This window comes from Pseudofrankia saprophytica, assembly GCF_000235425.2.
Lineage (GTDB): Bacteria > Actinomycetota > Actinomycetes > Frankiales > Frankiaceae > Pseudofrankia > Pseudofrankia saprophytica.
The window spans coordinates 7,645,130-7,669,466 of the sequence record NZ_KI912266.1; the positions used below are offsets into that span (position 1 = coordinate 7,645,130).

Genomic DNA, 24,337 nt, shown 5'->3' on the forward strand with positions numbered 1-24,337 from the left:
CACGGCGTTGGCGGCGGCTGGGTCGTCGACGGTGGCGGCGCGGCCGGCGGCGCGGCCGGCGGTGGCAGCACGACAGTGACGTCGTCGTCGAACTCGTCCTCCGCGGCGGGCGGCGGAGATGGCCGCGGCCAGTCCGGCTGCTCCGGTGGCTGCGGGTGTGACTCAGAGTGAGGCCAGTTGGGCTCGGACACGGCGCACCTGTCGATCGACGTCTCGGCAGGTCCATCATCGGCCGCGCGGGTGGTCCAGGGGAATGCCGAAACGGCGACGAACCATCCCAAGGCGGCATCCGGGCGGCGCCGGAGCCGGACGGGCGGCGCGGCCGACGTCACTGGCGGTGGGCACCTCGATGCCCACCGAAGCGCCCAACTATGATCGGGCCGATCCGCGCCGGATTCGCGCGGGTTCGGTGGATATTTCGCGGCCCTCGTTGTCGCGGCCCCCTGGTTCCCAGCCAGGAGGCCGGGGGCGGCACAACCGACGGTGGGAGAAATGCGTAGCGTGGCCCAGCGAAAGCGCATGACTCAGGCGCAGGACCCGGTCGCCGCGCAGGCCGAGCGCGAATGGTTATCGGCCGACGCGGAGCGGCGCCGGATAGAGGCGCGGTCGCTCGAGGCACGGCGGCACGAGGCACGGCGGTTGGAAAGCCTCGGCAAGCTCGCCGGCGGAATAGCGCACGACTTCAACAACCTCCTCGCTGTTGTCACGAACTACGCATCGTTCGTCACCGAGGAGATCACCGCGGCGGCCGCCGAGTCCAGCGACGGCCGCTGGAAGGCCGTCCTGAACGACGTCGAGCAGATCCAGCGCGCGGCCGAGCGCGCTACCGTCCTCACCCGTCAGTTGCTCGCGTTCGGCCGCCGCGAGGCCATAAAGCCGCGGGTGGTGAGCCTCAACCGCGTTGTCGCCGACCTTGAGCAGGCGCTGCGCGACGTCGCCGGCGAGGGGGTGCGGCTGACGATCTCGCTGCACCCCGACGCGGGATCGGTGTTCGCCGACCGCGACCAGCTGGAGCAGGTGCTCGTCAACCTGGTGGCGAACGCGCGCGAGGCGATGCCCGACGGCGGGATGTTGACCATCGACACGGCGCAGGTGGACCTCGACGAGGACACCGTGGCCGCCCGGGTCGGTCTGCGGCCGGGCTCGCACGCCCGGCTGCGGGTCAGCGACGACGGCGTCGGCATCCCGGAAGATCTTCTCGACCTGGTCTTCGAGCCGTTCTTCACCACCAAGGTGAAAGGTGAGGGCTCCGGCCTCGGACTCGCGACCGTCTACGGCGTCATCAGCCAGTTCGGCGGCCACACCGAGATCGTCTCCGAGGCGGGCGCCGGGACGACCGTCACCTGCCTGCTACCCGAGGTGGACGCCGAGGCGGCCGAGACCGGCCCGCTCGCGGCGGTGCCCGAAAGCGTCGCGGCGGTGCCCGAAAGCGTCGCGGCGGTGCCCGAAAGCGTCGTGACGGTGCCCGAGAGCCCCGCGACGGGGCCGGAGAGCACGGACGACCGGGCGGGTGGTGGCGAGACGATCCTGCTCGTCGAGGACGAGGGCGCGATCCGCGAGATGACGCAGCGCATCCTGGCTCGCAACGGGTACCAGGTGCTGACCGCCTCCGGCGCCGCCGAGGCGATCGCTCTGGTCGGCGGCCGGCACGAGGCGCGGGACGACATCGATCTGCTGATCACCGATGTGATCATGCCGGGTATGCACGGCGGCGAGCTCGCCGGCCTCATCCGCGCGCTGCTGCCGACGGTCCGCGTCGCCTACATGTCCGGCTACGCCCATCCGGTGCTGGCCGCGCGCGGACGACTCGACGCGGACGTCGTCCTCCTGAAGAAGCCGTTCACCGAAGGCGTCCTGCTCGAGACGGTCCGCCGGACCCTCAGCGACGACTGACCGCCGGGCGGCGGGACGCGGCGAGTCGACGGGCGCGGAGTCGGGCGAACGGCTCCAGGGACCGAGAGGATGCGGCCGTGACGAGGGTCGGGCTGGTCGGGCTGGGCAGCCCGGACGGGTGCTTCGCGGGCATGGCGCCTGGCCGCGGACACCCTCACGACCCTGGCGAGCCCACCCGCGGCCCGTCGGTCGGCGGTCGCGGCCGGTCCGACGTCAGGCTAGTTTGTATACCGAATACTTGATGCGATGCCGGTCGGCGCGCCACCACCCCAAGGGGCGTCCAGTCCGTCATCACCGAGTGCCGCCAGGGAGAACCGTGAGCAGCCAGGACAGCCAGACCCAGGACCAGCCCACGCCCGGCGAGGAGGAGGACGCCCGGCTGACGGAGCAGGACGGCATTCTCACCCTGACCATCGACCGGCAGCGCAAGCGCAACGCGATCAGCAGCCAGGTCACCGAGCTGCTGTGGCGGGCCGGGGACATGCTCGCGGACCGCGACGACCTGCGCTGCCTGGTGATCACCGGGGTCGGCCCGTACTTCACCGCCGGCATGGACCTGTCCCAGCCGGTCGGTAACCGGCCGGGGAATCCGGAGACCCAGCATCTGCACCCGGGCTGGAACCTCCGGCGCGACTATCGCAGTCATCACCTGCTCTACGACGAGTTCGAGGCGATCGAGAAGCCCATCATCATCGCCGCGAACGGGATCTGCCTCGGCGCCGGCGTGGAGATGGCGGTGTCCTGCGACTTCCGGTTCTGCACGCCGCAGGCCGAGTTCGGCGTCCCCGAGGTGCACATCGGGACCATCGCCGGCAGTGGCGGCACCAGCCGGCTGACCAGGCTGGTCGGCCCGGGGTGGGGGAAGTGGATGGCGATGGCCGGCAAGAGGGTCGGCGCCGAGCAGGCCAAGCAGATCGGCCTGGTGCACGACGTCTTCCCGGCCGAGACGTTCATGGAGGACGTCTACGCGTTCTGCCGGGAGCTGACGACGATCCCGGCCGAGGTCCTCGGGGTGGCCAAGCTGGTCGTCGACATGTACGCCGACGTGCACGACCGCACGGTCCAGCGCCACATCGACCGTCTGGCGGTCACGAGCCTGTCGTACTCGCCCGACTTCCTGAACCGCGCCGCGAAGTTCGGTTTCAAGCCGAGGTACGCCGTCCCGTCATGGGAGCGCTGACGCCGGTTTCGGTTCCACCCTCAACCGCGCGGAGCCATCGGAGGGGTGTGGCGTCGCCGCCGGCCGGGGCGGCGTCCGCGGGACGGCGTCGCCGGCCGGTCCACGGGTGACGGCACGGCGGTGGTAACACCGTCAGACACCGTCACATATCCGACAACTCGCAGCTCATTTCGTCCAGCCCTGTCCGCGACTCTCCCTCTCCGAATAGCCTTCGTAACCGATAACCCTCCTGACGCGGCGGGAAAGGCGGGGCGTGGCTGCTGCGCTGAAAGTTCACTACGGCACGAGCGTCGTCAATGTGCCCCCGGACCGGCCGTTCGTGATCGGTCGCTCCAACGAGTCCGACCTGACGGTTCGCGACGGCCGGGTGTCGCGGCGACACCTGATGCTCGAGCCGTCGGAAGGCGGCTGGGCCGCGGTGGACATCAGCACCAACGGGTCCTGGTCCGAGGGCCGCCGGATGCCCAGCCGGGTCCAGCTGCCGCGGACGGCCGAGTTCAACCTCGGCGCGGCGGACGGCCCGCGGATCACGCTCGTGCACGACGGGGCGACCGGAACGGCGCCGGCCAGCGCCAGCGGTCCCGGCTCCGTCGCACCCAGCTCCGTCGCACCCAGCCAGCCGGCCGACCGCCAGCCGACGCCCGCCCGCCCGGCCGCGCCGGCCCAGCCCGCGCCAACCCAGGCCACACCAGCCCAGGCCACACCGAGCGCGCCGGCGCCCGGCCGGCGGCTGCCGGACCAGCAGCAGCCCGCCCCAGGCGCGCCGGCGCCCGTCCGGCCGGCCGCCGAGGCACGGCCGCAGGCGCCTGGTGGTCAGGCGTGGTCTGCGCCGGTCCCGGGCGCCGCTCCCCCACCCGCCGCGCCGGCACCCCAGGCCGCCACCGCCGCCCAGGCAACCCACTTCGCGCCGGCGGCGCCGGCGGGGGTGCCAGCGGGAGCATTCGCCCCCGACGAGGCGGCCGGCGACGCCGAGGTGCTCGGGATGGACGAGCACTACCAGATGCCGACCCTGAACCTGGGAGACCGCTGGCCGGGTACCGGCCCGATGCTTCCGCCCGGCGCCCAGGACGGCTCACCGGGCCGCCCGTCGACGGCACCGGGGGCCGACGGGCGCGCCCATCCGCTGCGCGCGGGGCGGATGGGCATCGGGCGGGCGCTGACCAACGACATCGTCGTCGGCGACCTGCTGGCCTCCCGGGAGCACGCCGAACTGTTCGTCGGCCGCAGCGGCCTGCAGATCGTCGACCTCGGCTCGGCCAACGGCACGTTCGTCAACGGCCAGCGGATCGACCGCCGGGTGCTCGCCCTCGGTGACACGGTCGGGATCGGGCATCACCTCTTCCGCGTCACCGAGACGCAGCTCGTCGAGTACCTCGACTCGGGCGACGTCACCTTCGAGGTCGAGGGCCTCTCGGTCGACATCGGCGGCACCCGGCTGCTGCACGACGTGACCTTCCAGCTGCCCGGCCGCGCGCTGCTCGCCGTCATCGGTCCAAGCGGCGCCGGCAAGTCGACCCTGTTGAACGCGCTCACCGGCTTCCGCCCGGCGGACGTCGGCAGCGTCCGCTACACCGGCCGGGACCTCTACGACGAGTACGACGAGCTGCGCCGCCGGATCGGCTACGTCCCGCAGGACGACATCCTGCACACCGCCCTCACCGTCCGCCAGGCCCTCGAATACGGCGCCGAGCTGCGGTTCCCAGCCGAGACCACCAGGCAGGAGCGCAGGGCGCGCGTCGACGCGGTTCTCACCGAGCTCGGCCTCACCGGCAGCGGCGACCTCGGCCTCGACCTGATCCTCGGCCCGGAGTTCGCCGACGGCCAGCCAGACGGCCCGCTGGCCGTCAACGAAAACGGAAACGGCGCCGACGACGGAAACGGCGCGGGCGGCAATGGCGGCCGGGCCAAGGGGCACGCCGTCGACCTCGTCGACCGGCAGGTCTCGACGCTGTCCGGCGGCCAGCGCAAACGCACCAGCGTCGCCCTCGAACTGCTCACCCAACCAACCCTGCTCTACCTCGACGAACCCACCTCCGGCCTCGACCCAGGCCTGGACTACGAGGTGATGGAGTCGCTGCGCCGCCTCGCCGACGGCGGCCGAACCGTCGTCGTCGTCACCCACAGCGTCGCCCAACTCGAACTCTGCGACTACGTCCTCGTCCTCGCAAAAGGCGGACACGTCGCCTACTTCGGCCCACCACAACACGCCCTGCCGTTCCTCGGCGCGGCCAGTTGGTCACAGGCCTTCCGCGTCCTGCGGTCCGACCGCGGCGCGGCCATGCTCGCGCGCCGGTACCGCGAGTCCGAGTACCACGTCAAGGCGGCCCGGGTGCCGACCGCGCGGCCGGCGCCACCGCCGCTGCCCGGCATCCGGCAGCAGTCCGTGCTGTCACAGATGCTCACGCTGTCCCGGCGCTACCTGCGGGTCATCGTCTCCGACCGGTCCTACCTGCGACTGCTCATCGCCTACCCGTTCGTACTCGGCCTGATCCCGCGAATAATCGACTTCCCGCGGAAGCTGGTCATGCTGCACCCGGGCGAGCCGAACCGGAACGCGCCGCTCGTGCTGCTGGTGCTCATCCTGTGCGGGATCTTCATGGGCGCGTCCAGCTCGGTGCGCGAGATCGTCAAGGAACGCGAGATCTACCGCCGAGAACGCGCCATCGGCCTGTCCACCATCGCGTACCTCGGCTCCAAGGTCTGTGTACTGACCGTCGTCATCACGGCGCAGAGCATCGCGTTCACTGTGGCGGGCGTCGCCTGGCGCACGCCGTCCACGGGCGTGTTCTCGGACTTCCCGCTGCTGGAGATGATGCTGGTGGTCGCCGTCGCGGCGGTCACGTCGGCGATGATGGGCCTGGTGGTCTCGGCGCTGGTCGACAACGCCGACAAGACGATGCCGCTGCTGGTGCTGATGACGATGTCGCAGCTGGTGTTCACCGGCGCCTTCCTGCCCGTGAAGGGGAAGATCGGGCTCGAGCAGCTCAGCGACCTCACGCCCGCCCGGTGGGGCTACGCCGCGGTCGGCTCGGTCGTCGACATCATCCGCATCCAGATGATCGGCGACCCCAAGCTCAACCCCGGCACCGTCGCGGACCCGATCTGGCGGCACAGCTCCTCGGTCTACTTCACCGACCTCGCGGGCATGGCCGGCATCGCCGTGCTGAGCATCATCGTCACCGGTATCCTCCTGCGCCGCCTCGATCCCCGCGTCACCCGCCGCCGCCGCTAAGGCCGGCCCCACGCGCCGGCCCGCCGGCCCGCGCCGGATGGCGGCGTGCCCTTTTCCCTCCTCTGGTGGTTAGCCGGGGTCCGGGCGGAGTTCCGGGAAATCACGGAACCGAGATGGCACGCGCCGCGTCGAAACGGACGTTATTCCCCTTCGGCGCGGACGGAGAACACATGCATGCCTTTACCAGGACGCGAACGGGTGCGGCTGGCACGATCGCCGTCGCCTGCCTGGCCGTACTGCTCGGCGGCTGCGGGTCCTCGTCCGAGGAACCTGAACCGCTGGGACCGGCGGTGCCCTACACGCTCTACACACACTGCGGCATCAGAGGGGCACATTACGAGGGCCGGTACTACGAGGTGGTCCCGCCGCTGGACGACCACGTCGGCCCGCCGGCCGGCTGGGGCCAGACCGTCCAGCAGGGAACCCTGACGCCGGTGAGCGAGACAGAGGTCGTCTTCACGGACGACGCTGGGCACCGTGTGACTTTCACGCTGCGGCCTGGCGCCACGGGGCCAAAGCTGATCTGCGCGTGACACGTCCCGCCGAACACGCGGGTCACCAAACACGCCAGAGAGCCACCACCGCTGCCGTGGCAGGTACCTGGGAAACCCGGACGTCCTGTCATACGTCAGTGCCACGAAACGGTGCTGGTCATGACCCTGAGGTCTGACAGGATTCCCCCTGGCGTCGGACAGGATGAGTGCGCGGCCACCCGATTCCTGTCAATCCCGAATTCTAGATCTCCACAAAGGTCAATTCGGCAAGGCTCGATGGTCGGGTCGATGCCCGGGTAGTCCGTCGGCGAGATCGCGGACGACGGCCAGGCGTACCCGGTCCGGGTTGGCGCGGAGTCGGTGGGCGATACCGGCGGCTCGGTGTGTGGTGGAGCCGTGGTTGTCGCCTTCGGCGGCGCCGGGCCGTTGTCGCCCGCGGGCGGGCGCCCAGAGTCAGCCGACTGTCACAGCGAGAAGCCAGGCCGCGGCGCATCGACCGTTTCTCGGCGCGGATCGGCCGGGGTGGTTTGAGCGCGGGCTTGCCCGGAAATCGTGGCGAGGCCACACCAAAATGCCGTTTGTCGGGCCACGCATCCACCGCCAAGATCCGTCCACGCCACCTGGTGACCACTTGCTCACACACAGCGCCAGCCGCTCGGCCGGTCACCTGCTGGATGCGCCGGTCCGGTCAACGGCTTGCGGGCAGCCAAAGGGTTGCGCGTGGTCGTCATGCGGTCGCGCCCACCGCGGCGCTGGCGCCGCCGGCCCGGCTGTTCGTCAGCCCAGAGGTTCAGAGTCGTCGCGTTCGGAGGCGTCATGACCGCGAGATCGCGGCCCCCAGTCCTTGTACTGATGGGTGTTTCAGGCAGCGGCAAGTCCACGGTCGCCGCGCTGCTGGCCGCCGGTCTCAGCTGGCCCTTCGCGGAGGGTGACGACCTGCATCCGCCCGCGAACGTCGAGAAGATGGCGTCCGGGCATCCCCTGACCGACGCCGACCGCTGGCCCTGGCTGGCGTCGGTCCGGTCCTGGATCCACGAGCGGATCGACGCCGGCGAGCCGGGCGTCATCACCTGCTCGGCGCTGCGCCGCGCCTACCGCGACGCGCTGCGCGGCGACGCGGTCGCGGGCTCGGGGATCGCCGCGGACGCCGACGTCATCGCCGGCGCGCACGAGGGCGCCGAGGTGTTCGTCTACCTGCACGGCTCCCGGGAGGTCATCGCGCACCGGATGGCGGCCCGTCACGGCCACTTCATGCCGTCCGGCCTGCTCGACTCGCAGTTCGCGGCGCTGGAGGAGCCCGGCCCGGACGAGAACGCGCTCACGGTGGAGGTCGGCCCGCCACCGGCGGCCATCGCCCAGACGATCGCCGAGAAGCTGGGCCTCGCCGACGCGGCCTCCTGGCGGCCGGCGGTGGGCCGATGAGCGCGACCATCCTGACGGCCGCGGGCCAGGCCGCCGAGAAGGCTCCCTGGGACAGCCACGACACCCGCCTGATCGTCGTCGCGCTCGCCGGGATCGTCCTGATCGTCGCCCTGATCGTCTGGGCCAAGTTCCACCCGTTCCTGGCGCTCGTGCTCGGCTCGGCCTTCGTCGGCCTCGTCGGCGGCGTCGGCCTCAGCAGCGTGATCAAGAATTTCGAGACGGGTGTCGGTAGCACCCTGCAGGAGGTCGGGCTGCTCATCGCGCTCGGCGCGATGCTCGGCAAGCTGCTCGCCGACTCCGGCGGCGCGAACCGCGTCATCGACACGCTGCTCGCCCGCGCCTCCGGCCGCGCCATCCCGTGGATGATGGCGCTGGTCGCGGTGATCATCGGGCTGCCGATGTTCTTCGAGATCGGGCTCGTCCTCCTGTTGCCCGTCATCGTGCTGGTCACCCAGCGGTCCGGGCTGAAGCTGATGCGGGTGGCGATTCCGGCGCTCGCAGGCCTGTCCGCCCTGCATGGCCTGGTCCCGCCGCACCCGGGACCGCTGCTGGCGATCTCGGCCGTGAACGCGCAGCTCGGTACGACGCTCGCGCTGGGCGTCGCGGTCGCCGTGCCCACCGTCGTGATCTGTGGCCCGCTGTTCTCGCTGCTCGCGGCCCGTTGGGTACCGGTCGGGCCGCCGGCCGTCGCCGGTGGCGTCGACACCGCGTCCACCCCGGCCACCCCGGCGGCCGCGGCCGCCGCGGCCGCCGCGGCCCAGCCATCGACGACCACCCCCACTGCCGCTGGGCCGACCGCCGAGCCGGCCGCGGCCACCGCCACCGCCACGGTCACCAGGCCGGCCGACCCGGGCACGGCTGCGCCCGAGCACGAGGCCACGGCCACGGCCACGGCCGCCGCCGAGACCCACCGCCAGCCGTCCTTCGGGGTGACGCTCGCGACGATCCTTTTCCCCGTCGCGCTGATGCTGGGCAAGGCGCTCGCGGACATCATCGACACCGACGCCAAGAACCCGTCCCAGGCGCGGGTGGTGTTCGACTTCATCGGCGAGCCGCTGGCCGCGCTGACCCTCGCCGTGCTGCTCGCGATGGTGACCTTCGGGTACGCGGTCGGGTTCAGCGGGAAGGACCTGTCGTCCAAGATCGGCGCCAGCGTGGGCCCGGTCGCCGCGGTGATCCTGATCGTCGGCGCGGGCGGCGGGTTCAAGCAGTCGCTCATCGGCGCCGGCGTCGGCGACTCGGTCGCCAAGTGGGCCGACAGCGCGCATATCTCGGTGCTGGTCCTGGGCTACCTGGTCGCGGTGGCGCTGCGGCTGGCGACCGGCTCGGCGACCGTCGCCACGGTCACCGCCGCGGGCATCGTCGCGCCACTGGCCACGGGCCTGAGCCCGACGCACGCCGCCCTGCTCGCGCTCGCGATCGGTTCCGGCTCGCTGTTCTTCTCCCATGTCAACGACGCCGGCTTCTGGCTGGTCAAGGAGCTGTTCGGCCTCACCGTCCAGCAGACCATCAAGACCTGGTCGGTGATGGAGACCCTGGTCTCCGCCGTCGGCTTCGGTTTCGTCGCTCTCCTCTACGCGGTCACCTGACGCCACCGGATTCAAACCTGGTCGTGGCCGCGCGCACCGGCCCACCGGGGCGCCGGCCCCACCGGCCCCGCCGGCACGCGCGGCCGGTCCTCGGCCTCGGCGGCCGACGCGGATAGTGGCTACCAGCCGCTTGCGTGGCGCTACGCCGGGTACATGGGCAGTCGATGGACGAAGGGCCGGACACGCGGACGTTCCAGGCGAGCCAGGGTGCCGTCGGCTGGGACACGGTCGAGCTGGACGCGGCCCGGCTGTACCGGGCGGTCTCGGGTGTCGGCATCGGGCTGTGGGACTGGGATGTCGCCACCGGGCGGGTGCTCACCGACTGCGCCGCCGCCCGGCTGCTCGGCCTGAGCGCGGAGCCGGGGCCGGTGTCGATAGACGACGTCACGGCGAAGGTGCACCCCGACGAGCGGGCGACGGTGCTGCGCGCCCGGGAGATCGCGCTGCAGACCCGAAGCACCTTCCTGGAGGAGTACCGGGTGGTGCACCCGGACGGCTCGGTGACCTGGGTGCAGACGCGCGCAGGCGTGCTCGTCGACACGGCGGACGGCACGCTGCGCGTCATCGGCTTCACGACCGACCGGACCTCGGCCCGCACGGTCCGGGAACGGGTCGCCCGGGCACTCGACCACGTGGGCGACATCGTGCTCGTGCTCGACGAGGACGACACGATCGTGTACGCCAACATCGAGGCGATGCGGCAGTTCGGCATGGCGCGCCAGGACGTCGTCGGCCGGGCGGCCGCGGACGTGCTCCTCTCTCCGCTGCGCGACCACGTCGCGGAGCTGCGCCGCCGCCGCGCCGGCCCGGCCGCGCCAGGGGAGTCGAACGCGGCCACGGTGCTCGAGGTCGAGGAGACCGATTCCGCCGGGATGTGGTGGGCGGTCCGCATGTTCACGATCCCCGAGGGCCTGGTCGTCACGATGCGCAACGTCGACGCGCGCCACCACGCCGACGCGGAGCGGGCGGAGCTGATCGGGTCGCTGTCGTCGGCGCTGCGCCGCTCCGGGCAGCTGATGGACGTCACGGTCGAACTCGGCCAGGCCCTGACGGTGGACGAGCTTGTCGACGTCGCCGCGCGGACGAGCGCGTCCAACCTCGGCGTGCTCTTCACCGGCGTCGTGCTGCTGGAGGAGGACGCCCCGCCTCGGGTCATCACCCGGCCTTACTCGGAGTTCCTCACCCGGGCCTGGACACGGATGCCCGACTTCGGCCCGGCCGTCACGTCCCAGCTGCTACATACCGGTCAGCCCCGGTTCGACGAGAACCGGGCGGGGTATCTGCGTGACTTCCCCGATCGGGCACCGAACCTCGACGCGATGAGCATCGACGCGATGGCCAGCCTGCCGTTGATCGTGTCCGGGCGTGCGATCGGCGTGATGCTGCTGGGCTGGCCCACACCGCGGACCTTCGACGAGGACGAGCGCCGTTTCCTGCTGACCCTCGTCGGCCCGTTCGCTCAGGCGATCGAACGGGCCCGCCTCTACGAACGGCAGATGTCCACCGTCGAGACGCTGCAACGTGCCGTCCTGCCGCGAACACTTCCGGACCTCGAGGGTGTCCGGCTGGCCGCCCGCTACCTGCCGGCCGCCCGCGACATCGGGATCGGTGGCGACTGGTATGACGCGACCGTGCTCGCCAACGGAACGGTGAGCCTCGTCGTCGGCGACGTCGGCGGCCACGGCCTGCCAGCGGTCTCGACGATGGCCGAGCTACGGCACGCGGCCAGGGCGTACGCGCTGCAGCTGCAGGCACCGGCGGACATCACCACCCAGCTGTCGGCCAACCTCGGCGACCGGGGGGCGGACGAGGTGCTCGCCACCGCGGTGGTCGCCCATCTGGATCCCGCCACGGGCTGGCTGACCTGGTCGTGCGCCGGGCACCCGCCGCCGCTGCTCCTGACCTCTGAGCAGGAAGGGAGCGAACCGGGAAGCGGGGGCGCGACGCGTTACCTGGAAGAGGTGCACGGCCCGATCCTCGGCGTCGACGCCACGGCCACCTACGGCCAGAGCAGCATTCTGCTCCCGCCGGAAGCGGGCCTCCTGCTCTACAGCGACGGCCTGGTGGAGCGCCGGGGCCGTTCGCTGACGGATCAGCTCGAGGCGCTTGCCGAGGCCGCCCTGGCCGGGATGCTGGCCTGCCAGGGCCCCGCCAACCTCTGCGACCGCATCCTGCGCGCGATCGCCCCGCCGGAGCGGGAGGACGACCTGTGCCTGCTCGCCGTCGCCACGCGCTGAAGCCACCGCCACGCCCTCGGCGGCGACTCCGCGCACCGGGCGCGGATCAGGCCGGGCCGGCGCCGGGAGCGGCGGCGGGAGCGGGCACGGCCCCGGGCGGTCCGCCGGGCAGGCCGAAGCCGCGGCCCACGTCGGGGCGGCGCAGCTTCCAGATCAGGCCGTCGTAGAACAGGTGCAGGCCGCCGGCGATGAGCACGAACAGCGTGAAGTAGGGGTAGCCGACCGAGGTCAGGCCGGCGAGAACCGCGCCGATGCCGGCCAGGTAGACGGCCAGGAAGCCGGTGCGGCCGGCCCGGGAGCGCACGACCGCCGAGACGGGCCCGGTCCGCACGTCGGCGGGGTCGGCGGCCGGCGCGCCGGGCTTGGCCCGCGGTCGGTAACGGCCCTCCAGGTGGTGGTGGACGATCAGGAAGTACTCGGCGGCGTGCGCGCCGACGTAGGCGACGAAGCCGAGCAGCGGGTTGACTGCGATGAGCGCGATCAGCGCGAGGGTTGAGCCGACATAGATCCACTTCGCCGGGTTGGCGGTGGCGTGCCGGCGCTCGGCGAGCACCCAGCGCGCGAGCGCGACCAGCGCGAACAGCGCGGCGAAGGGCAGCAGGACCCGGGCGACCGGCGCCGCGTCGGTGAGCAGGTCGAGGGCGCGCCGGTTCGAGCCGCCGATGCCCGCGCTGGCGACCTTGTCGGCGGTGCCATCGGCGGCGGCCGCGGCGAGCACCGCGGTCACCAGGGCGCTGTAGAGCAGCGTGCGCTCCAGGTTGCCGTGGGTGTCGCCGGCCTTGCGACCGTAGATCCGCGTGAGGCCGTAGCGCTGCTGCAGTGTGTGCACGGCGTTCCAGGTCGCGGCGATGACGGCGAGCAGCGCGAGGCTGACGTACATGCCGAACAGCACCAGCCCGGCCAGCACGAACGGGCTGACGACGAACACGGACTTCCGGGCGGCGAACTGCCGACGGTCGCCGTAGACCAGCAGGAGCGTCAGCGGCTGGTGCATGACCGAGAACATCAGCGTCGCCGCGACCAGCCAGCGCACGGCCGGCGCGTTGCCGGAGACCGCCCACGCGGCGAGCGCGAACGGCACCCACAGCGCCGCGACGGTCAGGTCGTAGCCGGGCGACCGGATCCAGCGCGGCCGACGGGAGGCGGGGGACCGGGGAGCGACCTGCGCGGTCGTCACGGCCGTCATGACCGGACGCTATCGAGGAACAGCGCCACGAACGGCGCGGGGACATGCATCAGGCCGACCTCCCGTGCGGAAGCGACGCTTCGCTATGAGGTGCTTATAGCTGACAACAGCCACATCGTCCACGGACAACGCCCCAGGAACGGCCGAACATCACCAGCCGTGGCCGACAGCTCCCGCCGGTTCCGTGGCGCCGGCACGGAACCACGGCACAGCGGCGGCTGGCGCTGCTCCATCCTTGGAGTGTGCGGAAACAGGATCGCCCGTTTGTCGGGCGGCGGGAGGAGATGCTGCTGCTGCGTTCGCGTTCGCGGACGGCGGCGGAGGGCCGGGGCGGCGTCGTGCTGGTGACCGGCCCGGCTGGAATCGGCAAGACCCGGCTGGTCGAGGAGGCGCTGCGGCCGGACGCGAGGTCCCCGGCCATCCCACCGGCGGGCGCGTCGACACCGGCGCCGGTCGGCCGAGGCTACTGCGTCGCCGATCACGCCGCGCCGGCGCTGTGGCCCTGGCAGCAGGCGCTGCTGGCCCTGACCCGCGGCGGCGGGGGGCCGGCGGGAATCGCCGCCGCGCTGGACCTGCTGGGCGCGGCCGGAAGGCAGAACGCGCCTGGTGACGCGGCGAGCGCCGCCTCGTCACGGTTCGCCGCCCTGGCCGCCGTCGCCGACGCGGTGCTGACCGCCGCCACCGTGCCACTGGTGATCGTGCTGGAGGATCTGCACTGGGCCGACACGAACAGCGTCGAACTGCTGCGGCAGGTCGCCGGCGGGATCGTCGACAGCCAGCTGATGCTGATCGCGACGTTGCGCACCCTGCCGGACGAAGCCAGTAACGCCGTGGGTGAGCTCTCGCGGCTGGACAGTGTCGACACCGTGCCGCTGCTGCCGCTGACAGCCGCGGCGATCCGGGAGTACCTCACGGCACTCGACCCCGCAGCATCCTTCGCCGCGCGCGCCGGGGAGGTGGCGCGGCGCAGCGGCGGGCTCCCCCTGCTGCTCGACGCCGCCGCCCGCGACACCGACTCTCCTGGGACGGTCGCGGTACGCGATCTCGTCGCGACGCTGCTGGCTCAGCTTCCGACGTCGGCACGGCGCGTCGTCCAGGTCGCCGCGCTGCTGCGGCCGCCGGTGGACGCCGAGCTCGTCGGCCGGGTTGCCGAGGTCGACGAGTCGACGGCCGGGATGGCGCTGGACGCCGCGTGCCGGGCCGGTCTGCTGGCCCGGGCGACCTCGTCGCTCGGCGTCGAGGGGCAGGAGTTCGCATTCACCCACGGCCTGCTGGCCGACGGTTTGACGGACCTTCTCGATCCGGTCGAGCGGCGTGGGATCCACCGGCGGGCCGCCGTCACGTTGCAGGCGCGACCGGCGACGGTTCCCGGGCTCGCCGCCGAGGTCACTCGTCATTGGCGGGGCGCCGGCGGCGACGAGGAAGCGCAGCGCTGCGCGGCCCGGTGGGCCAGGCAGGCGGCTGCCGAGTCGATCCAGGCCTCGGCCTACGACGAGGCGGCCTCGCACCTGCGCACCGCGGTGGCGGCGTTGCGGCAGGCTGGTGCCGGCGACGCGGAGCTCGCGGAGACGACGTTGGAGCTGGCTCGCTCCTGCTACCTGGCCGGGGCATTGGCCAAGGCGCTCCAGCAGTGCGAACAGACAGCCGCCGCGGCCGGGCGGGCGGGTCGGGCGGACCTCACGGCCGCGGCGGCGCTGGTGATGCGCTGGGTGGACTTCCCGCAGGCCACGGAGGCGATCCCCCGGCTGTGCCGGGTGGCGCTCGCCACGCCGCAGCCGGCGCACCTGCGGTCCCAGCTGTTGTCCCAACTCGCAACGGCCCTGGGTGAGGCCGGATCGACGGAGGCGGCCCGCCAGCACGTCGACGAGGCCATGGAGGTCGCGCGGGCGAGCGGTGACGCCCAGGCGCTGCTCGACGCCGCCCGCACTCGCGAGATGGCGCTGGATGGTCCGGACGACGCGCAGGAACGGCTGCGGATGGCCGCGACCGCCATCGAGCAGGCCGATCGGCTCGGCCAGCCGCTGTCCGCCGTCCTCGGACAGCAGTGGAAGATCAGAGCCGCCTACCAGCTCGGGCGCCTCGACCTCGTCGATGAGGCGATGACCGCCGTGGCGGCGCTGGCCGACCGCAGCGGCCTCCCGCTGGCGAGGTGGCATCGGTTGCGCGGCGTGGCGGCTCGGGCCGCGCTGGAAGGCAGGTTCGCCGCCGCGCGGTCGGCCGACCTCGAGGCCCGCCGGCTGGGCTCGCGGGCCGGAGACGCGCAGTCGATCGGCCTGAGCTACGCCTTCGCCGCTCACCTGGCCGCGCTGCGGGGAGATGCCACCGAACTCCCGGACGACTACTGGCCGGCGTTGGAAGCATTCCCGCCCTCACCGCTCATGACGGTGAACCGGGCCAACGGCCTGCTGCTCGAAGGACGCCGCGAGGAAGCCCTGGCCTGGTATGAGCGCCTGCGTTGGACGCTGGGCGAGCCGGTCGTCGGTACCCGGGGGCTTGGCGTTCTGATGCAGCTGATCGACCTCGTCGAGGCGTTCGGGGACCCGCCGGCCGCGGAGGCTCTCGCCGCCCAGCTGAAGCCCTACGCCGCCTACCCCGGGGCGGTCGGGGGACCAACGGTCTTCTTCATCGGCTCCATGCAGGGCCACTACGGGCGCGCGCTGGCCCACGCGGGAGAGCTGCGCGACGCCGAGGCGGCGCTGCGGGCCGCGATCGCGCAGGACGCCGCGCTCGGTGCGCGCGCCCACGTCGTGCTGGGCCGGCTGGCCCTCGCGGGCGTGCTGCGCCGCCTCGACGACCCTGACGCCGCCGCGGCCGTCGCGGGCGCGGCAGCGGCCGAGGCTCGCCGGTTGGACATGGCCGGGCCGCTCGCCCGTGCCGACCGGCTGCTCGCCGACCTGGCGGCTGCCCGCCGGGCGGCCGACCCGCTGACCCCGCGTGAGCACGAGGTGGCCGCGCTCGTCGTCCAGGCCATGTCCAACCGGGAGATCGCGGCGCGGCTGGTGCTCAGCGAACGCACCGTGGAAAGCCATATCCGTTCCATCCTCGCCAAGCTCGGCTACACCAACCGAACCGAGCTGGTCGCCCGCTGGCGGGCCTGAACAGGAGCCGTCATCCGATGTCGACCTCGATGGTGACGGCACGGGCGGGCCTTTCCCTGGCTACGCCTGGTATCCGGGCGCGGGAGTGCCGGGAGGGTTGTAGACGCCCGGCCGACCTGCCGGGTTCGGGACGCAGACCTCTCCCTCCAGCCCGTCTGGGTCCCGGAAGAACAGGCTGAGGGTCGGGCCGAAATCGGTCACGAAGCCGTCGGACGCGCCGCGGGCGATGAGTCGTCCGCGGATCAGGTCAAACGCCTCCAGAGAGGCGGCCCGCAGACCCAGGTGATCGAGACGGCCGCGACCGAACATCGACGTCTGACGCCGTGCTTCGGTGTTGCCGGGTATCTCGAAGACGTTGAGCTCGGTGGTCGGGCCGATCCGGACGAAGGACAGCCGACCTCCGCCGGGTCCTGGCATGTCGTAGGCGACGGTGGCATCGAACACCTCGCGGTAGAAGACGTGCAGCCGCTCACTGTCGCCCGTCATGAGTGCCACATGGTCCACGCCGTTCAGCAACGTCCCCGGCCGGCCGTCCAGTTCTACGGGATGTTCCTCGACCTTCATCGTCAGACCTCCGTCGATGGCGTGGAAACGGCGACGCCGGCGTGTTCGTCATGGAGACGATCGGCCACACGGCCGCCGGGCACATCAGTACCCGTACGCAGGTCGGCACGTAATCGGTTCTCGGTGTCCACATCGCGGCCCGGGCACCGTTGGCGGCTCCCGCTGGGTCAGCTGGCTGGGATGCCGCCCCGTTGTTCCACCGGCGCCGCCTCCCGCCGCGGATTGCAGTACTCGCCTACGTGCTCGTACTGAGGTCGAGAAGCCGCGGCGGCGCGAATGTGGCGGCATGGATCTGAAGGCAGCCATCAGCCACTCGCCCGAATCCGAGGCAATGCCCTCGGTCGTGCATGCGACCGCGCCATCACTGGTGACCTCGGCGGCCGCTGTCGCCGGAGGGACGCCGTGAAGGTCGCGTTCGTCACCGATCCGCTCGAATCCCTCGACGCGGTCACCGACACCAGCATCGGCCTGATGCGGGCGGCACAGGACAGAAACGCGGAGGTGTGGGTCACCGAGGCCCGCCTGCTCGAGGCCGAGAACGGTCGGGCTCGGGCACTGGCCCGCCGGCTTCGGCTTCCTGCGCCCCGGCCACGCACAGGTCAGCCATCGGCGGCCGCGAGCACCTGGTACACCGCCGGCGAGCCGCGACGCGTCTGGCTTGACGACATGGCCGCCGTCTTCGTACGCACCGAGCCGCCGCTCGACCAGACGTATCTCACCGCGACCCTGATCCTGGACCTCGTCGATCCAGCCGGAACCGTGATGGTCAACGATCCCCGCGGGCTGCGGACCTGCTGGGAGCACGTTCTCCCGATGCACTTCCCCGACCTGATTCCGCCGACGATCATCACCGCGGATCCGCGCGCCATCCGGGCGTTCCTCGCCGGGCATGAGGTCGCCGTGATCAAACCGGTGGACGGCTTCGCCGGCCGCGGTGTCCTGCGGCTGCACCGCGATGATCCCAATCTCACGTCCCTGCTGGAGCTGTCCACTCATGACGGCAGCCGGGCCGTCATCGCGCAGCGTTTTCTCCACGAGGTCTCAAACGGCAACAAGCGGATCTTCGTCGTGGAGGGCGAGCCGGTCGGCGCGGTCTATCGCTACCCGGCGGCCGGTGACTTCCGGATAGGCAATCCGGCCACCGAGGCGGCGGTCACCCACCGCGACCGTGAGATCTGCGCCCGGCTCGCGCCGGACCTGCGGAGACACGGCATCCGCCTTGCCGGTCTGGACGTGATCGGACCACACCTCATCGAGGTGAACGTGACCAGCGTGGGCGCGCTACGCAAGGCCGACACCCTGCTCGGCTGGAGCCTCTGCGCGGACCTCGTCGATCGCGTGCTGGGCACGCGCGAGCAAAGGGGAGTCGCATGACCACCGCCATCATCTGTACCGCGATCCTGGGCGCGATGGTGTTCGTCCTCGGTTTCAACGTCTCCCGGCTGCGGGGCGCGATCGCGAAGGCCGGCGGCTCACAGCAGCCCAGCGACCCGGCGAACCCGCTCTTCATCGCGGTCCGGTCGCACGCCAACCAGGCCGAGTACGTACCAACCCTGATCGTGTTGTTCTTGCTCGTCGGCGCCCGCGGCCCGGCCGCCGTAGCCATTCCACTGATCATCGGCGCCACCGTCGTGCGGGTGCTGCACGCCTACAACATGCTGACTTCCAAGGGCCAGGGGCGCCTCACTCCGCTTCACTTGGCTTCCGCGCTCGGTACCTACGCCTTCGGCGTCGCCCTCGCCGTCGCGGTCCTCTGCACCCTCTGATGACACGGCACCCTCTGATGGCCAGACCGTCCGCGCCGCTCCCGCTGCGCTCGTCCGCGTTCCGGCGCTACCTGCTCGGCCAGCTGGTGTCGGTGCCCTGTTCCTGGGCGCAGGTCGTCGCGCTCGCCTGGGTGGTGGTCGATCTCGCCCCGGCAGCCATGGGATGGGTGGTGACCCTGCAGTTCCTGCCCAGCCTGCTCCTCGGACCGTGGTTCGGGGCCGTCGCCGACCGGTACGACCGCCGCCGGCTGCTGATGGCCGCCGAGGCCGGCCTCGGCCTGGTAGCGCTGGCGTACGCCGCCGCGTCCATGGCGGGCGTCCTGACGCTGCCCGTCGTCTGTCTGCTCAGCGCGATCTGGGGCGTGGTCAACGCACTGGACACGCCGGCGAGGCGGGCCCTGGTGCCGATGCTCGTGCCGCCGGCCCACGCGCCGGGCGCGGCAGCGCTGAGCGGAACTGTCATGTTGGCCGGCATGACGGCCGGGTCAGGACTCGGCGCGCTGGCGTTGGCCCACGTCGGCGTCACGGCCACGTTCGCTCTGAACGCCCTCTCGTTCCTGGCCGACGTCGCGCTGCTCGCCACGATCCGGGTCGGGCCCTCGCCCCGGCTCGCGCGAGCGCCTCGACAGATCCGTGACGGGCTCCGCTATCTGTGGCACGCGCCGCGTCTCCGGACGCCGTTGGTCGCCCTCGCCGTGGTCGCGACCTTCGCCGCGACCTTTCAGGTCACCGTGCCGATCTTCATCCGGGCCGCCTTCGACGGCGGAGCATCCCTCATCGGCACCGCCTTCACGGCGGTGACCGCGGGAAGCCTCGTCGGCACGCTCGCCGCGGCCGCTCGGGGTATGCCCGGCCGGCACACCATGGCGCGAACGAACCTGGCCATGGTGGCCGCGATGATCGTGACCGCGACGGCTCCCACCGCGCCGATCGCGCTCGTCGGCCTGGCGGGCATCGGCATCGCGTGGTCGTTCTTCCTCATGTCCGTGATCGCCGTTCTGCAGACCGGCGAACCCGCGATGATGGGCCGGGTCATGTCGCTGTTCGCTCTCGTCATGCTCGGGGGCACCGCCGTCGGCGGTCCGATCGCGTCAGCCCTGACCACGGTCGCGGGAGTACGTGCACCGTTCGCTCTGGGAGCGACGGCCGCGGCAGTCGCCGTCGCCGTGTCGTGGCGACATGCTGCCGGCTCCGCTGACCGCGCCGGCCAGCACGTGACGGCCGTCGACGCCGGACAGTGCTGCGCCCTGTCTCAGCCGAGCCAGGCGCGCGCGTTCTGGAAGAGGCGCAGCCAGGGCCCGTACTCGCCGTCGCCACCGGCGGGGGCGGCCGGGGGACCCGGCTGATCGCGAAGCGATCCGCCGGGAGTACCGACGGGAAGCCAGGAGCGCTGCTGGGTCAGGAAGGCGCGCTCCGGGTGCGGCATCATCAGCGTCACCCTGCCGTCGTCCGAGGTGACGGCGGCGACGGCCCCGGCGGTGCCGTTCGGGTTGGCCGGGTACTCCTGCGTCGGCTTGCCGTGGTTGTCGACGTAGCGGGCGGTGACGGCGCCGGGGCCGGCCGGGCCGAACTCCATCCGGCCCTCCGCGTGCGCGACCGGCACGGCGAGCACCGAGCCCGCCATGCCGGCGAGCAGCACCGACGGCGAGTCCTCGATGAGCACGCTCGACACCCGGGCCTCGAACCGCTCGGACGCGTTCGGCAGCAGCGCCGGCCAGCCGGTCGCCCCGGGGATGAGCGAGCCGAGGCTGGCGACCATCTGGCAGCCGTTGCAGATGCCGAGCGTCAGCGTGTCCGGCCGGTGGAAGAACGCGCGGAACGCGGCGGCGAGCTCGGCGTGCGCGAGGATCGACTTCGCCCAGCCGGCACCCGCGCCGAGCACGTCGCCGTAGGAGAAGCCGCCGCACGCGGCGAGCACGGAGAAGCCGTCCAGTGTCACCCGCCCGGCGAGCAGGTCGGTCATGTGGACGTCGAACGCGTCGAAGCCGGCGGCGTCGAACGCCGCGGCCATCTCCACCTGGCCGTTGACACCCTCGTCGCGCAGCACCGCGACCCGCGGCCGGCTCGGGTACGACGGGCGGGCCAGGGTGAAGGTGAGGCGCTCCGAGATGCCCGGGTCGTCGTCGTCGAGGATCGCGTCGAACTCCTGGTCGGCCGCGTCCGGGTTGTCGCGCAGACGCTGGATCAGGTAGCTGGTCGTCGCCCAGGCACGCTCCAGCTCGGCGCGGCCGCGGTCGAGGACCACGGCGCCACCGTCGCGCAGGACGACCCGCTGCTGGCGGGTCACCCTGCCGAGCACGTGCACGTTCCGATCGCCGACCGCCGCGGCCAGGTCCGCCACCACGCGCCGCAGCGCCGCGTCGGCGACCTGCAGGACGGCGCCCAGCTCCTCGCTGAACAGCTTGCCGAGCACCGAACCGGGCAGCGCCGTCACGTCGGCGTCGACGCCCGCCCTGCCGGCGAACGCCATCTCGGCGAGGGTCGCGAACAGGCCGCCGTCGGAACGGTCGTGGTAGGCGAGGACGGCCGGGTCGTGAACCAGCGGCCGGGTGGCGGCGAAGAAGGCCCGCAGGCGGGCCGCGTCCGCGTCCGGGACGACGGCGCCGTCCCCGGCCCGGCCATATGCCTGCGCGAGCGCCGAACCACCAAGCCTGGCCTGCCCGTCGGACAGGTCGACGAACACCAGCGAGCTGGCCTCGTCCCGCGCCAGCGCCGGGGTGAGCACCCGGGAGACGTCGGCGACCGGGGCCGCCGCGGTGACGACCAGCGACACCGGTGAGGTGACCGCCGCCTCGCCGTCGCCGTCCGACCAGACGGTGCGCATGCTCGTCGAGTCCTTGCCGACCGGGATCGGCACGCCGAGCGCCGGGCAGAACTCCTCCCCCAGCGCGTGGACGGCGTCGAACAGCGCCGCCTGCTGCTCGTCGACCTGGACGGCCGCCATCCAGTTGGCCGACAGCGCCACGTCCGACAGGTCCGCGACGGCGGCGCAGGCCAGGTTGGTGACCGCCTCGCCGACCGCCATCCGTGCCGCCGCCGGCGCGCTGACGGTCGCCAGCGGGGTGCGCTCCCCCATCGCGAGCGCCTCGCCGGCACGGCTGCCGTACGCCGACGCGGTGACGGCGACGTCGCTGACCGGGACCTGCCACGGGCCGACCAGCTGGTCGCGCACGGTGTGGCCGCCGACGGTCCGGTCGCCGATCGTGATGAGGAACTTCTTGCTGCCGACGGCCGGGACCCGCAGGACCCGCTCCACGGCCTCGGTGACCGCGATGCCGGTCTCGTCGAACGGCGCCGCCGTGACGGGCCGCCGCTGGGCCGTGCGCGTCTGCCGGGACGCCTCGCCGAACAGCAGCGACATCGGCACGTCGACGGCCGCGCTGTCGAACAGCCGGTCGCGCACGACGAGCCGCGGCTCGTCGGTCACGGTGCCGACGACGGCGAACGGGCAGCGTTCGCGCTCGCAGAGCTCACGGAACGTGTCCAGGTCGGCGGCGGCGATCCCGAGGACGTAACGCTCCTGCGCCTCGTTGCACCAGATCTCCAGGCTCGACATGCCGGTGTCGGCGTTCGGCAGGTCGCGCAGCTCGAAGACGGCGCCCCGGCCGGCGTCGTGGACCAGCTCGGGCAGCGCGTTCGACCAGCCGCCGGCGCCGACGTCGTGGATGGAGACGATCGGGTTCGCGTCGCCGCGCGCCCAGCAGGCGTTGATGACCTCCTGGGCTCGCCGCTGCATCTCGGCGTTGCCGCGCTGCACGGAGGCGAAGTCGAGGTCCTCGTCGCCGGCGCCTGTCTGCATGCTGGAGGCGGCGCCACCGCCGAGGCCGATGAGCATCGCCGGGCCGCCGAGGACGACGACCAGGTCGCCGGGCTCGAGCCGGTTCTTGCGCACCAGCGCCGCGCGGATGTTGCCGATGCCGCCCGCGATCATGATCGGCTTGTGATAGCCCCAGCGGCCACCGGGGCCGCCGTCGGTCTCATACGCGCGGAAGTAGCCGACGAGGTTCGGCCGGCCGAACTCGTTGTTGTAGCCGGCGGCACCGAGCGGCGCCTCGATCATGATCTCCAGCGGGGAGGAGATGCGGCCAGGCCGTCGCTCCGGCCCCTCCCAGGGCAGTTCCTCACCGGGGATGCGCAGGTTGGAGACCGTGTAGCCCGCCAGGCCCATCTTCGGGGTCGAGCCGCGGCCGGTGGCGCCCTCGTCACGGATCTCGCCGCCGACGCCGGTCGCCGAGCCGGGGCCGGGCGCGATCGCGGTCGGGTGGTTGTGCGTCTCGACCTTGACGAGAATGTGCGCGGACTCCTCGTGCCGCCGGTACTCGTGGGTCTCGGGGTCGGCGAAGAACCAGGGAGCTACGGTGCCGCGCACCACGGCGGCATTGTCGGAATATGCCGACAGCACGTTCTCGCCGGACTTCTCGTGGGTGTTCCTGATCATCGAGAAGAGGCTCTTCGGGCGCGGCTCGCCGTCGACGACCCAGCTCGCGTTGAAGACCTTGTGCCGGCAGTGCTCACTGTTGACCTGGGCGAACATCATCAGCTCGACGTCGGTCGGGTTGCGCCCGAGCCGGCCGTACTGCTCGGCGAGGTAGGTCAGGTCCGCCGGGGCGAGCGCGAGGCCGAGTGTCCGGTTCGCTTCCTGGAGCGCGGCGATGCCCGCGCCGAGCAGGTCGAGCTCGGCCTGCGGGCGGGGCTGCCCGGCGGCGAACAGCGCGCCCGCGGACTCGACGGAGCCCGTCACGATCTCGGTCATCCGGTCGTGCAGCAGCGGCGCGAGGGCCTGCGCGTCGAGCGAGCCGGGGCCGGGCAGATGGTAGACGGTGCCCCGCTCGATCCGGCGGACCGCGGCGAGGCCCGCGGCCGCGGCGATGTCGGACGCCTTCGACGACCACGGCGAGATCGTCCCGAGGCGGGGCAGCACGACGAGCGTCCGGGCGGCGCCGGCCCGCTCCCCCGCGAACGGCTCGCCGTAGGTGAGCAGCCCGCGCAGCCGCGCCTCGTCCTCGGCCGTCAGCCGGTCCGCGCCGCTACCGCCAGCGCCGGGCCCGTCAGCGTCCTCGGCGAGATCCACGAAGTGGACGTACTCCGCGGACACGTCGGCGATGGCCGGATCGACGGCGCGCAGTCGGGCGAGTAGCCGCCGCCGACCCGGACCGGTGAGCGCCGCGATGCCCGAGTAGGTCTTCATATCCGCCGTTCGTCGAGGGTTGCCCGGCTGTGTCGTCCCACAGCGGTCGTCCCACAGCGCACCGGCCACAGCGCACCGGCCTGCCGCCCGCGGCGTCGCGGAGGACCCCGCGGCCAGTCATCCTACCCAGCGCCGCCGCCGAACCCGGCCGTCTTGATCGCCGCTCTGGGGGGGTGTCGAGCTTCCCGGCGCCACGAACGACCCACGAGCGACCGGCCACCGTTTCCCCGCCGGCGGTCTGGCGGCCACCGCGAGTTGCTGCTTTCTTGGAAAATTGTTTTTGCGTTGCCAGAACGATCGCGACGGATTCGAAGCGTGCCCGTCGCACGCCGTTCCGTGCTACACACTAGGGTCAGGACGCGACGATGGTGAACGCCATCCTGACCAGAAACGAGGGCGGCGCCACCTCGCACCCGGACGTCGCATTCTTCGTCCGCACGATACTTCTGCCGGCACCGACGGGCGCCGCGCACGCGGACCGCGCCGCA

Annotated in this window: 14 protein-coding genes; 11 read left to right on the forward strand and 3 right to left on the reverse strand. The window is 72.4% G+C overall.

Annotated elements, in window-relative coordinates; genetic code table 11:
• The first annotated feature begins 519 nt into the window (after positions 1-519).
• From FRCN3DRAFT_RS47250 to FRCN3DRAFT_RS50040, 7 genes are all read left to right on the forward strand, one after another.
• Positions 520-1,893 (forward strand): ATP-binding protein, encoded by a 1,374-nt coding sequence (locus FRCN3DRAFT_RS47250; RefSeq protein ID WP_051466432.1) that lies wholly within the window; start codon positions 520-522, stop codon positions 1,891-1,893.
• Between the two features lie 316 nt (positions 1,894-2,209).
• Entirely contained in the window at positions 2,210-3,073 is an 864-nt protein-coding gene (locus tag FRCN3DRAFT_RS0232270) for an enoyl-CoA hydratase/isomerase family protein (protein WP_007515804.1), read from the forward strand.
• A 253-nt stretch (positions 3,074-3,326) separates the two neighbouring features.
• Positions 3,327-6,305, forward strand: coding sequence for an ATP-binding cassette domain-containing protein (locus tag FRCN3DRAFT_RS0232275; protein WP_007515803.1), 2,979 nt, complete (start codon positions 3,327-3,329; stop codon positions 6,303-6,305).
• A 170-nt stretch (positions 6,306-6,475) separates the two neighbouring features.
• The gene (locus tag FRCN3DRAFT_RS0232280) at positions 6,476-6,838 is read left to right on the forward strand and encodes a hypothetical protein (RefSeq protein ID WP_027141132.1); all 363 of its coding nucleotides are present in this window, start codon (positions 6,476-6,478) and stop codon (positions 6,836-6,838) included.
• 813 nt (positions 6,839-7,651) lie between these two features.
• Entirely contained in the window at positions 7,652-8,221 is a 570-nt protein-coding gene (locus FRCN3DRAFT_RS47255) for a gluconokinase (RefSeq protein ID WP_232794219.1), read from the forward strand.
• Complete coding sequence (locus FRCN3DRAFT_RS0232290) at positions 8,218-9,810, forward strand: GntT/GntP/DsdX family permease (protein ID WP_007515800.1); 1,593 nt, start codon at positions 8,218-8,220, stop codon at positions 9,808-9,810. The genes FRCN3DRAFT_RS47255 and FRCN3DRAFT_RS0232290 overlap by 4 nt, the downstream gene beginning before the upstream one ends.
• Positions 9,811-9,974: 164 nt before the next feature.
• The gene (locus FRCN3DRAFT_RS50040; RefSeq protein WP_007515799.1) at positions 9,975-12,047 is read left to right on the forward strand and encodes a SpoIIE family protein phosphatase; all 2,073 of its coding nucleotides are present in this window, start codon (positions 9,975-9,977) and stop codon (positions 12,045-12,047) included.
• Positions 12,048-12,093: 46 nt separating this feature from the next.
• Here FRCN3DRAFT_RS50040 and FRCN3DRAFT_RS0232300 read toward each other — a convergent pair whose 3' ends face one another.
• A complete protein-coding gene (locus FRCN3DRAFT_RS0232300; RefSeq protein WP_007515798.1) occupies positions 12,094-13,233 on the reverse strand; it encodes a hypothetical protein in 1,140 nt (379 codons plus the stop codon).
• A gap of 242 nt (positions 13,234-13,475) precedes the next feature.
• Here FRCN3DRAFT_RS0232300 and FRCN3DRAFT_RS0232305 point away from each other — a divergent pair, with 242 nt between their 5' ends.
• A complete protein-coding gene (locus FRCN3DRAFT_RS0232305) occupies positions 13,476-16,331 on the forward strand; it encodes an ATP-binding protein (protein ID WP_027141133.1) in 2,856 nt (951 codons plus the stop codon).
• 60 nt (positions 16,332-16,391) lie between these two features.
• On the opposite strand, the gene FRCN3DRAFT_RS0232310 is transcribed toward FRCN3DRAFT_RS0232305, so the two are convergent.
• Positions 16,392-16,895, reverse strand: a complete 504-nt coding sequence (locus FRCN3DRAFT_RS0232310; protein WP_007515796.1) for a VOC family protein — start codon at positions 16,893-16,895, stop codon at positions 16,392-16,394.
• A gap of 402 nt (positions 16,896-17,297) precedes the next feature.
• On the opposite strand from FRCN3DRAFT_RS0232310, the gene gshB reads away from it, so the two are divergent.
• The 3 genes from gshB to FRCN3DRAFT_RS47265 are packed head-to-tail and all read left to right on the forward strand — an operon-like array spanning position 17,298 to position 20,007.
• Positions 17,298-18,269, forward strand: coding sequence for a glutathione synthase (gshB, locus tag FRCN3DRAFT_RS0232315; RefSeq protein WP_007515795.1), 972 nt, complete (start codon positions 17,298-17,300; stop codon positions 18,267-18,269).
• Positions 18,266-18,661 (forward strand): MAPEG family protein, encoded by a 396-nt coding sequence (locus FRCN3DRAFT_RS0232320; protein ID WP_007515794.1) that lies wholly within the window; start codon positions 18,266-18,268, stop codon positions 18,659-18,661. Before gshB ends, FRCN3DRAFT_RS0232320 begins: the two co-directional genes overlap by 4 nt.
• A 17-nt stretch (positions 18,662-18,678) precedes the next feature.
• Positions 18,679-20,007, forward strand: a complete 1,329-nt coding sequence (locus FRCN3DRAFT_RS47265) for an MFS transporter (protein WP_106410315.1) — start codon at positions 18,679-18,681, stop codon at positions 20,005-20,007.
• Here the strand turns inward: FRCN3DRAFT_RS47265 and purL are convergent.
• Positions 19,914-23,849, reverse strand: a complete 3,936-nt coding sequence (gene purL, locus FRCN3DRAFT_RS0232330; protein ID WP_007515792.1) for a phosphoribosylformylglycinamidine synthase — start codon at positions 23,847-23,849, stop codon at positions 19,914-19,916. The genes FRCN3DRAFT_RS47265 and purL overlap by 94 nt on opposite strands.
• Positions 23,850-24,337 lie beyond the last annotated feature (488 nt).